Origin of the sequence: Streptomyces sp. NBC_01474, from assembly GCF_035918215.1 — a bacterium.
Lineage (GTDB): Bacteria > Actinomycetota > Actinomycetes > Streptomycetales > Streptomycetaceae > Streptomyces > Streptomyces aureus.
In genome coordinates, this window is the sequence record NZ_CP109449.1 from 9,393,562 (window position 1) to 9,406,534 (window position 12,973).

Annotated in this window: 13 protein-coding genes; 10 read left to right on the forward strand and 3 right to left on the reverse strand. The window is 71.4% G+C overall.

The window, feature by feature from the left end; translation table 11 throughout:
* Nucleotides 1-23 precede the first annotated feature (23 nt).
* From OG758_RS43030 to OG758_RS43055, 6 genes are all read left to right on the forward strand, one after another.
* Nucleotides 24-1,394 (forward strand): MBL fold metallo-hydrolase, encoded by a 1,371-nt coding sequence (locus OG758_RS43030; RefSeq protein WP_326714853.1) that lies wholly within the window; start codon nt 24-26, stop codon nt 1,392-1,394.
* Nucleotides 1,395-1,512: 118 nt separating this feature from the next.
* Nucleotides 1,513-2,313, forward strand: a complete 801-nt coding sequence (locus tag OG758_RS43035; RefSeq protein WP_326714854.1) for a sulfite exporter TauE/SafE family protein — start codon at nt 1,513-1,515, stop codon at nt 2,311-2,313.
* A 33-nt stretch (nt 2,314-2,346) separates the two neighbouring features.
* Entirely contained in the window at nt 2,347-2,919 is a 573-nt protein-coding gene (locus OG758_RS43040) for a rhodanese-like domain-containing protein (protein ID WP_326714855.1), read from the forward strand.
* A gap of 170 nt (nt 2,920-3,089) precedes the next feature.
* Entirely contained in the window at nt 3,090-3,497 is a 408-nt protein-coding gene (locus OG758_RS43045) for a YciI family protein (protein WP_326716225.1), read from the forward strand.
* Between the two features lie 20 nt (nt 3,498-3,517).
* Nucleotides 3,518-4,681: an RNA polymerase sigma factor gene (locus tag OG758_RS43050; protein ID WP_326716226.1), complete on the forward strand. Its 1,164-nt coding sequence runs from the start codon at nt 3,518-3,520 to the stop codon at nt 4,679-4,681.
* A gap of 241 nt (nt 4,682-4,922) precedes the next feature.
* A complete protein-coding gene (locus OG758_RS43055) occupies nt 4,923-6,137 on the forward strand; it encodes a cation:proton antiporter (RefSeq protein WP_326714856.1) in 1,215 nt (404 codons plus the stop codon).
* Here the strand turns inward: OG758_RS43055 and OG758_RS43060 are convergent.
* Together OG758_RS43060 and OG758_RS43065 are read right to left on the reverse strand one after the other, a co-directional pair.
* Nucleotides 6,094-6,684: a helix-turn-helix domain-containing protein gene (locus OG758_RS43060; RefSeq protein WP_326714857.1), complete on the reverse strand. Its 591-nt coding sequence runs from the start codon at nt 6,682-6,684 to the stop codon at nt 6,094-6,096. The genes OG758_RS43055 and OG758_RS43060 overlap by 44 nt on opposite strands.
* 63 nt (nt 6,685-6,747) lie before the next feature.
* Complete coding sequence (locus OG758_RS43065) at nt 6,748-8,289, reverse strand: class I adenylate-forming enzyme family protein (protein WP_326714858.1); 1,542 nt, start codon at nt 8,287-8,289, stop codon at nt 6,748-6,750.
* A 73-nt stretch (nt 8,290-8,362) separates the two neighbouring features.
* Here OG758_RS43065 and OG758_RS43070 point away from each other — a divergent pair, with 73 nt between their 5' ends.
* From OG758_RS43070 to OG758_RS43080, 3 genes are all read left to right on the forward strand, one after another.
* Nucleotides 8,363-8,971 carry a TetR/AcrR family transcriptional regulator gene (locus tag OG758_RS43070; RefSeq protein WP_326714859.1) on the forward strand — a complete coding sequence of 203 codons (609 nt, stop codon included), beginning with the start codon at nt 8,363-8,365 and terminating at the stop codon, nt 8,969-8,971.
* Between the two features lie 29 nt (nt 8,972-9,000).
* Nucleotides 9,001-10,641, forward strand: a complete 1,641-nt coding sequence (locus tag OG758_RS43075) for an acyl-CoA dehydrogenase family protein (RefSeq protein ID WP_326714860.1) — start codon at nt 9,001-9,003, stop codon at nt 10,639-10,641.
* A gap of 255 nt (nt 10,642-10,896) precedes the next feature.
* Nucleotides 10,897-11,019 carry a hypothetical protein gene (locus OG758_RS43080; protein ID WP_326714861.1) on the forward strand — a complete coding sequence of 41 codons (123 nt, stop codon included), beginning with the start codon at nt 10,897-10,899 and terminating at the stop codon, nt 11,017-11,019.
* Nucleotides 11,020-11,100: 81 nt separating this feature from the next.
* Here the strand turns inward: OG758_RS43080 and OG758_RS43085 are convergent, their stop codons facing one another.
* Nucleotides 11,101-11,985, reverse strand: a complete 885-nt coding sequence (locus OG758_RS43085; RefSeq protein WP_326714862.1) for a LysR family transcriptional regulator — start codon at nt 11,983-11,985, stop codon at nt 11,101-11,103.
* A gap of 68 nt (nt 11,986-12,053) precedes the next feature.
* Between OG758_RS43085 and OG758_RS43090 the strand changes: the two genes are divergently transcribed.
* Nucleotides 12,054-12,968: an EamA family transporter gene (locus OG758_RS43090; RefSeq protein ID WP_326714863.1), complete on the forward strand. Its 915-nt coding sequence runs from the start codon at nt 12,054-12,056 to the stop codon at nt 12,966-12,968.
* Nucleotides 12,969-12,973: the final 5 nt, after the last annotated feature.

Here is a 12,973-nt window from a genome sequence, read left to right on the forward strand (position 1 = left end):
TCATCAGAGGAAGTGAACGGCACATGTTCTTCGTCGACACCATCGAGATCGAGGGTCTGGGCAACCGGCACTACCTGGCCGGGGGCTCCCGGGCCGCGGTGGCGGTCGATCCGCCGCGTGACATCGACCAGGTGATCGCGGCGGCCGCGCGCCGCGGCGTGCGCATCACGCATGTGGTGGAGACGCACATCCACAACGACTACGTGACGGGCGGCCTGGAGCTGGCCCGGGTCACCGGCGCCGCCTACCTCGTGCCGGCCGCCGCGCAGGTCGCCTTCGCCCGTGTCCCGGTCCACGACGGCGACGTCAACGAGATCGACGAGGAACTGTCCGTGCGGGCCCTGGCGACACCCGGCCACACCCCGCACCACACCGCGTACGTCCTGGAGGAAGCCGGGACGCCGGTCGCCGCGTTCACCGGCGGATCCTTGCTGATGGGCACCGTGGGCCGCCCCGACCTGGTCGAACCGCGCCTCACGGAGAACCTGGCCCGCGCCCAGCACGCCTCCGCGCACCGCCTCGCGGCCGAGCTGCCCGATGACACCTCGATCCTGCCCACCCATGGCTTCGGCAGCTTCTGTTCCTCCGGGCAGGCCGAGGGTGAGGCGAGCACCATCGGCCGGGAGAAGGCCGTGAACGCGGCCCTGCTCCAGGACGTCGACTCCTTCCTCGCCGGTCTGCTGGCCGGCCTGGAGGACGTCCCCGCCTATTACGCGCACATGGCCCCGGCCAACTCCGCCGGCCCGGAGCCCGTCGACCTGACCGCACCCCGGCGCGCGGACGCTCAGGAGATCGGCGTGCGGCTCGCAGCCGGCGAATGGGTCGTGGACCTGCGCAACCGCGTCGCGTTCGCCCAGGGGCATGTCGCGGGCTCGTTCAACTTCGAGGCCGACGGCAAGATCGCCACCTACCTCGCGTGGATGATCCCGTGGGGCAAACCCGTCACTCTGCTCGCCGAAACGCCCCAGCAGCTCGCCGAGGCCCAGCGCGAACTGGTCCGGGTAGGGATCGACCACCCCGCGGCGGCAGCCACCGGCAGCCCGTCCGACTGGCTGCGCCCCGGCCAGGTTCCGGCGTCGTTCCGTCGGGCGGTCTTCGCCGACCTGGCCGCCGAACTGTCCCGGTCAGAGGTGCCGCCGGTGGTCCTGGATGTGCGCCGCGACTCCGAGCGCGCCGGCGGGTACGTCGAGGGCTCGGTCCACATTCCCGTACACGCACTGCACCAGCGGATCGACGAGGTGCCCGCCGGGCAGGTGTGGGTGCACTGCGCCGGCGGTATGCGGGCCGGGATCGCGGCCTCGCTGCTGGACGCGGCCGGGCGCGACGTGGTCGCCGTCGACGACGGCTTCGACCGGGCGGCAGAGGCCGGCCTGACCGTCCACGCCGCCGCCTGAGCCCCTTGATCGAAATCAGTAGGAGTCCTGGTCCCGCCATGTCCCTTTTCTGCCCCGGCCTCGGCCTCCATCCCCGCCTCGGCCTCAATGCCGGGCTCGGCCCCAATCCCGATCACATATGAGCGTGCTCATCCTTGCCCTGGTCGCGGGCGCCGTGGTCGGCCTGGCCCTCGGCGGACTCGGCGGCGGTGGCAGCGTCCTGGCCGTGCCCGCACTGATCTACCTGCTCGGCTTCACCCCCGTCGCCGCCACCACCGCGAGCCTGATCATCGTCACCCTGACATCCATCAGCTCACTGGCCGCTCACGCCCGGGACGGCAACGTCCGCTGGCGGCCCGGACTGCTGTTCGCCGCCGCGGGAATCGGCCCCGCCATGCTCGGCGGCCTCGTGGCAGGCCACATCCCCGCCACCGCACTGACCATCGCCTTCTCGGTGACAGCCGCACTCGCCGCCTGGCGGATGCTCCGTCCCGGCCGCCCAGCACAAGACCCCGTACAAGGCAGTCCTGTACAAGACGGCCCCGTACAAGGAAGTCCCGCACAAGACCGCCCCGTGCGGCCGCCCAGAGCGGCAGGATCCGGAGCCGGGCTCGGCGCCGTCACAGGGGTGCTCGGCGTCGGCGGAGGGTTCCTCGCCGTACCCGCCCTGGTCGGCGTCCTCGGTCTGCGAATGAAGACCGCCGTCGGCACGAGCCTCCTGGTCATCGTCATCAATTCGCTCGCCGCACTGGCCACCCGCACCAGTACCGCCGACAGCCTCGACTGGGCCGTCATCGCCCCCTTCACGGCAGCCGCGATCCTCGGCGCCTGGGACGGCAAGCGCCTCGCGGCGAAGATCTCTGGCAACCGCCTGCAGCACGTCTTCGCCTACGTCCTGCTGGCCGTTGCCGCCTTCATGCTCCTCGACAGCCTCATCTGACCCAGCCCCGCCAGAACCGAAGGACAGAAACCCATGCATACGACCACCCTCACCACCGGCGCCGTCCGGGAACGTCTGCACACCCTGGTCGTCATCGACGTACGCACCCCCGGTGAGTACGCCGGCGGACACCTGCCCGGCGCCCACAACATCCCCCTCGACGACCTCGAACACGCACTGCCCACCCTCCGCGAGGCGGCCGACCGCAGTGACCTGCTCGTGGTCTGCGCTTCCGGCGCCCGCTCGCAGAACGCGAGCGTCACCCTGTCCCGTAACGGCATCCCCGCCGCAAGCCTCGAAGGCGGAACCGCCGCCTGGGCCTCGGCGGGAGGAGACCTTCACCGATCCGCCGTCACCGCGGCACCCAAGTGGGCCATGGAGCGCCAAGTCCGCCTGACCGCAGGTTCCGTCGTCCTCCTCGGCCTGCTCCTGGGCCTGGTGATCCACCCCGCCTTCCAGCTGCTCTCCGCAGGCATCGCCGCCGGCCTCGTCTACTCCGCGCTCTCCAACAGCTGCGCCATGGCCACCCTGCTCGGGAAGCTCCCCTACAACCGCACGGACCGCACCGACCTGAACGCCACCCTCGCCGCCCTGCGAAACAACTGACCCCAAGATGGGCGGCGTTGGATCGGCCTGGGTCCGGGAGACGCCGTCCACCGAGACCATCCACGAGAACCGGAAAAAAACTTCGACCGCGATGTCGAGAATCCGTGGCCCGCTCCGTCCCCGGGGTGAACGCGACCACAATGGGGCGCACCACCACCGAGGAGAACACGATGGCCAAGTACCTGCTGCTGAAGCACTACCGGGGAGCTCCGGCCGCGGTCAACGACGTCCCCATGGAGCAGTGGACGCCCGAGGAGATCTCGGCGCACATGCAGTACATGCGGGACTTCGCGGACCGGCTCGAGAAGTCCGGCGAGTTCGTCGACGGTCAGGCGCTCGCCCCCGAAGGGGCGTGGGTGCGGTACGACGGTGAGGGGCGCCCGCCGGTCACCGACGGACCGTTCGCCGAGACCAAGGACGTCATCGCCGGCTGGATGGTGATCGACGTCGACAACTACGAGCGCGCCGTCGAACTGGCCGGGGAACTGTCGGCCGCCCCCGGGGCGGGCGGGAGGCCGATCCACGAGTGGCTCGAGCTGCGCCCGTTCCTGACCGAGCCGCCCACCATCACGGAGTGACTTCCCACGTGACCTCTCAGGTGAACGAGGCCCTGCTCCGAAGCCTCACACCGAGCGTGCTCGCGATCCTCGTCCGCCGCGGAGCCGACTTCGCGGCGACCGAGGACGCCGTACAGGACGCACTGGTCGAGGCGGTCCGTGTCTGGCCCGTCGAGCAGCCGCGGGACCCGAAGGGCTGGCTGGTCACCGTGGCCTGGCGCAAGTTCCTCGACGCGACCCGGTCGGACGCCGCCCGCCGCCGGCGTGAGGACCTCGTCGAAGAGGAACCGGCGCCCGGCCCCGCGCCCGCGACGGACGACACGCTCCAGCTCTACTTCCTCTGCGCACACCCGTCGCTGACGCCGTCCTCCGCCGTCGCGCTCACCCTGCGCGCCGTCGGAGGACTCACCACCCGCCAGATCGCCCAGGCCTACCTGGTGCCCGAGGCGACGATGGCGCAGCGCATCAGCCGGGCCAAGCGCACCGTTTCCGGCGTGCGGTTCGACCAGCACGGCGACGTCGCCACCGTGCTGCGCGTCCTCTACCTGGTCTTCAACGAGGGCTACTCCGGCGATGTGGACCTCGCCGCCGAGGCCATCCGCCTCACCCGGCAGATCGCGGCCGCGATCGACCATCCAGAGGTGAGGGGGCTGCTCGCCCTCATGCTGCTCCACCACGCCCGGCGCGCCGCCCGTACGGCGCCCGACGGCAGCCTGGTGCCGCTCGCCGAGCAGGACCGCGCCCGTTGGGACACCGAGTCGATCGCCGAGGGGGTCGAGATCCTCCAGACGGCCCTCGCCCGCGACCGCCTGGGCGAGTTCCAGGCTCAGGCCGCCATCGCCGCGCTCCACGCCGACGCGCCGGCAGCCGAGGAGACCGACTGGGTGCAGATCGTCGAGTGGTACGACGAGCTCGCGCATCTGACGGACAGCCCGGTCGTCCGGCTCAACCGCGCAGTGGCCGTCGGCGAGGCCGACGGACCACGCGCCGGCCTGGCGGCGCTCGCGGAGCTGAACGACTCGCTGCCGCGCCACACGGCGGTGGCTGCGTATCTCCACGAGCGCGCCGGCGACCTGGCGACGGCGGCACGGCTGTACGCGGAGGCGGCCAGGAAGGCACCCACCCTCGCCGAGCGCGACCACCTCACGCGCCAGGCCGCGAGGCTGAACGCGTCTCGGCTGAACCGGCTGGAAGGAGACACGTAGCGGTCCGGGCGAGTCGGGCTGCAAGGTGTGCGGGGCTCGGTCCTGGGGGCAATCGGGTGCGCCCCGGCTCACGGCGGCCGGTGCGGAACGGGCTGGTCCGCACGGGCTGTCGTGGGCTCGTACCACCAACCCCGGCTCCCTCGGCGGCGTCCTCACCCGCACGGTCCGCTCTCGCATGCGCCGGACGCCCGCCTCACCGATCGTCGGAGGAGCATGATCCGGCGCGGAACAGGGGGACGGTGTGGGACAGGCGGGAACGCTCATCCTCATCATGGCGGCCGCCGTTCTGGCACCGCTGCTGGCGCACGGCGTCGGCCGGTGGATCCGCATCCCCGTGGTCATCTTCGAGATCGTGCTGGGGATCCTCATCGGTCCCGACGTACTCGACTGGGCGCACGGAGGAGAGGTCATCGACGTCCTCTCGGACCTCGGCCTGTCGATGCTCATCTTTCTGGCCGGGTACGAGATCCAGTTCGCCGCCATCCGGGGAGACACGCTGCGCCGATCCGTTTGGGCCTGGGTGGCCTCCCTGGCTCTGGGTCTGGGTGTGGCGCTGGCCCTGACGGGTGTGGACTGGGCGCGCGCCGTCATCATCGGCACCGCGCTGACCAGTACGGCGCTGGGTACGGTGCTGCCCATCCTGCGGGACAGCGGGGATCTGGAGGGCCGGTTCGGCACGGTGATGATGGCGTTCGGGGCGGTCGGCGAGTTCGGGCCCATCATCGCCATGGCGGTGCTGCTCAGCGGCCGCAGACCAGGGGCGGCCACGGTGGTTCTCGCCGTTTTCGCCGCCATCACGGCCGGTGCCGTGTTCCTGGCCCTGCGCCCGCGCCGGCCGTGGTTCAGCCGGATCATCCGCAGCACCCTGCACACCAGCGCGCAGTTCGCAGTCCGGTTCGTGATGCTGCTCCTGGTGGCGATGCTGGCGCTGTCGCAGGTACTCGGCCTCGACGTGCTCCTCGGCGCCTTCGCCGCCGGACTGCTCACCCGGCTCGTGCTCCAGAGCTCGGCGCCGGAGAGCAGCGAGGAGATTCTGACGAGGGTGGAGGCGATGGGTTTTGGCTTCCTCGTCCCGCTCTTCTTCATCGTCACCGGCATTGAGTTCGACCTCGCCTCGCTCCTCGACGGCGGTCGCGCACTCCTGCTGCTGCCGGTCTTCCTCGTTCTCTTCATGGTCGTACGGGGACTGCCGACGTACGTACTCGCGCCGCGGGACCTGTCACCGCTCAGCCGCCGGGCGCTGACGATCTACTCCTCCACCTGCCTTCCGCTCGTCGTGGCCATCACGGCGATCGGCGTGGACGACGGTGTCGTGAAGAAGAGCGAGGCGGCGGCCCTGGTCGGCGCGGCGATGATCTCGGTCCTCGTCTTCCCCCTGCTCGCCCTGCGCCTGCGGGCCCGGGAACGTGACATCACACCGCACCTGCCCCAGTCACCCGCGACGGAGGCCTGGTGACGACGCGGGGCTGAGGGGAACTGCGCACTCGGCAGATCGGAACCCACTCAGCCGCGCAGGGCCGACGCGAAAATGCCCGGCAGCCTGCTCGCCCGCGGGTCGGTGGCGTGGGCCGTGAGGCGTTCCGTCGTCGTGCGTCCGGTGCGGTTGGTGACGAAGTACGGCGGGCGCGGCGATCCGCTCCCGCCTCGGCGGCGGAACCCCTCACACTGGCCGGCAGGCGGTCGATCCCCGGCTGCCGGCAGGCCTTCGTGCGCGCCGTCAGGACGGCCCGCGGCCCGGCCCGGAAGTCCCCCATGCCGGGCACGGTCCGCGGCCCGATCCGCGATTCCGCGGCAGCGAGGACCAGGTCCTGCCTGGTGGACCAGCGCCGGTACATGGCCGGCTTGCTCACCCCGGCGCGGGCCGCGACGGCGTCCATCGTGAGCGCGGCCATACCGCTCGCGGCCACCAGGTCGACGACGGCGTCGAGCACAGCTCGCATGACGTGTTCCTGGCGAGGCCGCCCCGGACCCCGGCGTGCCCGCTCCACCTGTTCCTCCGTCATGCGAGCCCCCACGCGGCCCTACGCCGTGACGCGTACGGGGCACGGCCCGCGGGATGTGGCAGCTCAGCCGCTCACCGAGCGCGCCGGGTCGGTCAGCTGGGCCTGCAGCACATGCTTGGTGATCTTCCCCGACGGCGTACGCGGCAGCTCCCGGCGCAGTACCAGCTCGCGCGGGATCTTGTAGCGGGCGATCCGCGACTCGAGCCACGTGCGCATGCCCGCCACGTCCAGGTCCGCCCCGTCGCGCGGCACGACGACGGCCACCACGGTCTCGCCCCACTGCGGGTGCGGGCGGCCCACGACGGCGACGTCGAGCACGTCCGGATGGCCGCGCAGCGCGCCTTCCACCTCCTGTGAGGCCACGTTCTCGCCGCCGGTGATGATCACGTCCTTCATCCGGTCCACGATCGTGACGAAGCCGTCCTCGTCGACCCGGCCGAGGTCACCGCTGCGGTACCAGTCGCCCGCGAACACCTCCGCGGTGGCGGCCTCGTCGTCGAGATAGCCGACCATCCGGCTCTCCGAGCGCAGCCAGATCTCCCCGGTCTCGCCCGAACCGACATCCGCGCCGTCGGGGCGTACGACCCGCAGATCGACACCGGGCATGCCACGGCACCCGATCGATCCGGCCTTCGTCACCTGCTGGGCGGGGGAGAGCGAGGTCCCCGCGGGGCCCATCTCGCTCATCCCGTACACCTGGTGGAAGTCCTGCGAGCCGTATGCCTTCATCAGCCGGCGCGCGGTGTCCGCGTCCAGAGGCCCGGCTCCGTAGATCCAGGCGCGTACGGACGTCAGGTCGAAGTCGGCGAAGTCGGCGACGGCCTGCACCGGGGCGATGAGCGCGATCGGCGACCCGAACATCGCGGTGACCCGCTCGTGCTGGATCGTCTCCAGCATGCCGCGCGGGTCGTACTCGCGCTGCAGCACGACCGTGGCCCCGCGCAGCAGCGTGCCCAGGGTCCAGTTGTTGAGGGGGGACGCGTGCCAGATCGGCATGCAGATCAGGAACCGGTCGTCGTGGACGAGGGGGATCGTGTCCGCGGTGTGCCCGGCGGTCAGGACGATGCCGCGGTGCGTGTGCACACAGCCCTTGGGGGTCCCGGAGGTGCCCGACGTGTAGAGGATCTGCGCGATGTCGCTGTCCGGGCCCGGCTCCGCGCGCCGAGGCTCGGCGCGCGCCATGAGGGACTCGAAGCAGTCCGCCGGGCGTGTGTCCGCGTCCGCGTCGGGGTGGCTGACCAGCCACGGCACCTCCACGTCGGCCGAGGTCGCACGCTCGCCGATCTCCGCGTCGACGAGCGCCAGCCGGGCCCCGCAGTGCCGCAGCTGGCGCGCCACCTCGGCCTTCTGCAGTTTGTGGTTCACCGGCACCAGGGTGGCGCCCGCGTACCAGGCACCGAACGCCGCGAACAGGAAGGCGGGGGTGTTGTACGTCATCACCGCGAGACGGTCGCCCGGCCGCAGCCCGGCCTCGGTCAGTGCCGTCGCGGCGCGCCGGGCGGCCTCGTCGAACTCCCGGTAGCTCCACCGCTGTTCGCGGTAGACGACCGCTTCCTTGTCGCCGGCCGAGCGAACCACTCTGTCCAGCAGGGCACTGAGGTGCATCACGTTCTCCTGACGAGCCGGGCCGACGGAACCGACCGTGGCGGGAAACTCTGAATCATGGTTCACTTCTTTCATGGCCTACCGCAAGACCCCAGCCGAAATCAGTCGGCTCGAAGCCGCGAGAGAGCGCCTCATCTCCTGCGCGACCTCGGTCGTGGCGGAAGTGGGCTGGTCACAGGCGTCCGTGACCGCCGTCGCCGACTCGGCGGGCATCGCGGCAGGCTCCGTGTACCAGCACTTCCCCTCCAAGGCGGCGCTCGCCGTGGAGGTGTTCCGGCGCGCCGCGGGACGCGAGGTCGAGGTCCTGGGCGAGGTGCTGCACGGTCCGGGAGACCCCGTCGAACGGCTCCGCCGCGGCGTAGAGGTCTTCGCCCGCCGTGCCCTGGAGAACCGCGGCCTCGCCTACGCCCTGCTCGCCGCCCCCGCCGAACCCGCGGTCGGCGCCGAGCGACTCGACTTCCGCCGCCGCTACCGAGCGCTGTGGGCCGAGGTGGTACGCGAGGGTACGACGACAGGCCGACTGCCCCAGCAGAACGCCGAGATCACCGCCGCCGCCCTGACCGGAGCCATCGGCGAAGTGCTCGTCGACCCGCTCGGCACCCCCGACGAGAACGCCACCGAGGAACTCCTCACCGACCTCACCGCCGCGGCGCTGCGCTGCGCGGGCGCCCCGACCGCCTGATTCCCACGCTCTCCCCCGGAGGAGGCCCCATGTCCAGCAATCCCACCGCCGTGACGCACGAAGTGACCAACCAGGTACCGCCGTTGGCCGGCCACGACATCGCCGACGACCCGGTCCTCCTGGAGGGCGTGCGCCGCGAGGGCGCCGCATGGTCTCTCGACGACCTCCACCGGATCGGCCGCCGCGCGGGCAGCGAGGAGGTGCAGCGCTGGGCCGACGAGGCCAACCGCTTCGAGCCGGTGCTGCGCACCCACGACCGCTACGGCAACCGCATCGACGAGGTCGACTTCCACCCCTCGTACCACGCCCTGATGGACGTGGCGGTCGGCGAAGGCCTGGCCGGCAGCGCGTGGGCGGACGAACGGCCCGGTGCGCATGTGGCGCGGGCCGCCGCCTTCATGGTGTGGAGCAGCACCGAGGCCGGGCACGGCTGCCCCGTCTCCATGACGTACGCCGTCGTCCCCGCCCTGCGCCACGCCCCCGACCTGGCCAAGATCTACGAACCCCTGCTCACCAGCCGTGTCTACGAACCCGGTCTGCACACCCCGGGCGGCAAGCGGGGCCTGCTCGCCGGCATGGGGATGACGGAGAAGCAGGGCGGCACCGACGTGCGCGCCAACACCACCTCCGCCACCGAACAGACCGACGGCACCTGGCGTCTGCGCGGTCACAAGTGGTTCACCAGCGCCCCGATGAACGACCTGTTCCTCGTGCTCGCCCAGGCACCCGGCGGCCTGTCCTGCTTCCTGGTCCCGCGCGTCCTGCCCGACGGCAGCCGCAACACCTTCCGCATCCAGCGCCTCAAGGACAAGCTCGGCAATCGCTCCAACGCGTCGAGCGAGCCCGAGTTCGACGACACCGTGGCCTGGCTCGTCGGCGCCGAGGGCAAGGGCGTCCGCACCATCATCGACATGGTGACCATGACGCGGCTCGACTGCGTCCTCGGCTCCGCCGCCGGCACCCGCGCCGCCCTCGCCCAGGCCGCCCACCACGCCCGCCACCGCTCGGTGTTCGGCGCCAAGCTCATCGACCAGCCGCTCATGCGCAACGTACTGGCCGACCTCGCCGTGGAGTCCGAGGCCGCCACCACGCTCGCGCTGCGTCTGGCCGGCGCCGCCGACCGCGCCCAGCGCGGCGACGAAGGCGAGCGAGCCTTCCTGCGCCTGGCCACGGCGGTCGGCAAGTACTGGGTGTGCAAGCGGCAGCCCGTAGCGGTGGCAGAGGCCCTGGAATGCCTCGGCGGCAACGGATATGACGAGGCGTCAGGTATGCCACGCCTGTACCGCGATGCGCCGCTCAACGGCATCTGGGAGGGCTCCGGCAACGTCAACGCCCTGGACATGCTCCGCGCGTTGGCCCGTGAGCCCGAGTCCCTGGAGGCGTTCCGTACGGAGATCGAGGCGGCGGCGGGCCGCGACCAGCGGCTCGACGCGGCCTGGCAGGAGTTGCAGGGCGAACTCGTCCTCACCGAGGACGCGCCGTTGCGGGCCCGCCGGGTCATCGAACGCGCGGCACTCGTGCTGCAGGGTGCGCTCCTGGTGCGGCACGCACCGGCCGCCGTCGCGGACGCGTTCTGCGCTTCGCGGCTCGCCGGGGACCGCGGACTCGCCTTCGGAACACTGCCGCCGGACACCGATTTCGCGGCGCTGCTGGAGCGACTGCCTGCGTGACGTTCGTGCCGTGCTCGGCCTTCGCCGGCCTCGGTGCACATCGTGTCGGCCGCGGTCCTCGCCCGTGCTCGGGTCTCCGGAGCGAGGGCCGCGTCGATGCCCAACTCGGCCCCCGGCCGAACAGCGCCTGATGGTTGACCTCGCCGACTCCTTCTCAGGCGCTCGCCGTTCCTGCGTCCCGATGAGTAGGAATGGGCAGCTGCCTTCGCGCGACATGTGACGGAGGTCGACACCGTGCTCCGTACGAGGTGGAGGATGGCCGGCCGGATCGGCGAACTCACCCTCACGGAACTGACCGAAGTCGTCCAGGACGCCTGGCTGTCCCAGGCATCGGCGACCAGGGCCGCCAACTGGCTCAAGGCCCGAGGGGAGCAGTGACCGATTGACGTGAGATCAGCGCGGCGCGGCTGCCGCACCTGCATTCCACGTGCTGCTGGGCAGGTCGTACCGCTGAGCCCTTCACGCCCTTGGACTTCGTGCGTCCTCCCGATAGAGGTCGGCCAGCAGGGCGACGGCGGCGTGGGTGGCGGGGTGCGGGCTCTGCTGGGGCCAGATGAGGTGGACGGGGACGGGTTCGGTGTCGCGCAGAAGGCGATAGGCGATGCCGTCGCGACGGTACTGGGTGGCGGTCGACTGCGGAGTGATGCCGACACAGCGGCCCGTGGCGATGGCGGCGAGCCAGTCGTCGACGTCCTGGATGTACTCCACGTCGGGGCGAACCCCTTCGGGCCACAGGTCCAAGGTGGTGGTGCCGGTGCGGCGGTCCACGACGAGGGTGCGCTCGCGGATCTCCGACAGGCGGATGCCGCGGCGCCTGGCCCACGGGTCGTCGGAGGCCAGGGCGACGTAGCGGCGCTCGTGACCGACCAGCGCATGAGCGTAACGCCGGGTGTCGATGACGGTCCGGATGACGGCCATGTCACACAGGCCCTCGGCAAGCCCGCCGGTGGGGGTGTTGTGGCGAATCAGGTGGAGTGCGACGTCGGGGTAGCGGTCGCGCCAGCGACGCTGGAACTCGGCGGTGTGCCGCCCCATCGCGGACCAGGCGTGGCCGATCCGCAGACGCGTGTGACCGGTGGTGGCCTGACGGACCAGCTCGTCGGCATCGGCGAGCATGTGCCGGGCGCGGGCCAGGACCTCTACACCGGCGGTCGTGGGAGTGACGGTACGGCTGGTGCGGTGCAGCAGCCGTACACCGAGGATCCGCTCCAAGGCCAGCAGGGTGCGGGAGACCGACGCCTGGGAGACGCCCAGTTCGATCGCGGCGTCGGTGAAACTTCCGGTGTCGATGATCGCGACCAGACACCGCAGGTGCCGCAGCTCCAGACCCCAAGAACCATCCATACGCCCAGCGTATAGGTCCGGCATCAGATGCATTTTGCGTATGAGCCCGTCAGGCGGATGGTCGCGGCATGAAAACCGATGCCCGCGCGGAGCCGACCGTGTCCACCGCACCGCAGGTCACCTCACCTCGCTGGTCCGGCGTGGCCCTGATGCTGGGCAGCGGTCTGTCCAACCAGCTCGGAGCCTCCGTCGCCGCACTCGCCTTCCCGGTTCTGGGCCCGGTAGGCGTGGTCGCGGTGCGCCAGTGGGTGGCCGCCGGCGTGCTGCTGAGCGCCGGTCGGCCGAACCTGCGCGGATTCACCGCGACGCAATGGCGGCCGGTGGTGGGACTGGCCTTGGTGTTCGCGATCATGAACCTGACGCTGTACATGGCGATCGACCGGATCGGGCTCGGCCTGGCCGTCACCCTGGAGTTCCTCGGGCCGCTCACCGTCGCGCTGGCCGGCTCCCGCCGCCGCGTCGACCTGGTCTGCGCGCTCGTCGCCTGCGCGGCCGTACTCGTCCTTACTCGGCCCCGGCCCAGCACCGACTACCTGGGCATCGCCCTGGCCCTGCTCGCCGCCGTGTGCTGGGGCTGCTACATCCTGCTCAACCGGACCGTGGGGCAGCGCCTGCCCGGAATCGAAGGGTCGGCGGCCGCCGCACTCGTCTCCGGCGCTCTCTATGTTCCGGTCGGCATCACCGCACTGTGGCTGCACCGGCCCACCGCACCCGCACTTCTGTGCGCGCTCGCGGCCGGTGTGCTGTCCTCCGCAGTGCCCTTCCTCACCGACCTGCTCGCCCTGCGACGCGTCCCCGCCCACTTCTTCGGAATCTTCATGAGCGTCAACCCGGTGTGCGCGGCACTGGTGGGCCTCCTGATACTCGGTCAGCACCTCGACCCGGCATCATGGACGGCCATCGCCGTGATCATTGCCGCCAACGCTGTGGCCGTGGGCACGGCAGCGCACCGCTCTCCGGCCACCCGGACGCTGTGTGAATAGAGTGG

Coding starts and splice junctions, on each gene's coding strand:
- OG758_RS43060 (WP_326714857.1), bottom strand. CDS start 6,684: ATGACGGAGGAACAGGTGGAGCGGGCACGCCGGGGTCCGGGGCGGCCT.
- OG758_RS43035 (WP_326714854.1), top strand. CDS start 1,513: ATGAGCGTGCTCATCCTTGCCCTGGTCGCGGGCGCCGTGGTCGGCCTG.
- OG758_RS43075 (WP_326714860.1), top strand. CDS start 9,001: ATGTCCAGCAATCCCACCGCCGTGACGCACGAAGTGACCAACCAGGTA.
- OG758_RS43085 (WP_326714862.1), bottom strand. CDS start 11,985: ATGGATGGTTCTTGGGGTCTGGAGCTGCGGCACCTGCGGTGTCTGGTC.
- OG758_RS43070 (WP_326714859.1), top strand. CDS start 8,363: ATGGCCTACCGCAAGACCCCAGCCGAAATCAGTCGGCTCGAAGCCGCG.
- OG758_RS43045 (WP_326716225.1), top strand. CDS start 3,090: ATGGCCAAGTACCTGCTGCTGAAGCACTACCGGGGAGCTCCGGCCGCG.
- OG758_RS43090 (WP_326714863.1), top strand. CDS start 12,054: ATGAAAACCGATGCCCGCGCGGAGCCGACCGTGTCCACCGCACCGCAG.
- OG758_RS43080 (WP_326714861.1), top strand. CDS start 10,897: ATGGCCGGCCGGATCGGCGAACTCACCCTCACGGAACTGACCGAAGTC.
- OG758_RS43065 (WP_326714858.1), bottom strand. CDS start 8,289: ATGCACCTCAGTGCCCTGCTGGACAGAGTGGTTCGCTCGGCCGGCGAC.
- OG758_RS43040 (WP_326714855.1), top strand. CDS start 2,347: ATGCATACGACCACCCTCACCACCGGCGCCGTCCGGGAACGTCTGCAC.
- OG758_RS43030 (WP_326714853.1), top strand. CDS start 24: ATGTTCTTCGTCGACACCATCGAGATCGAGGGTCTGGGCAACCGGCAC.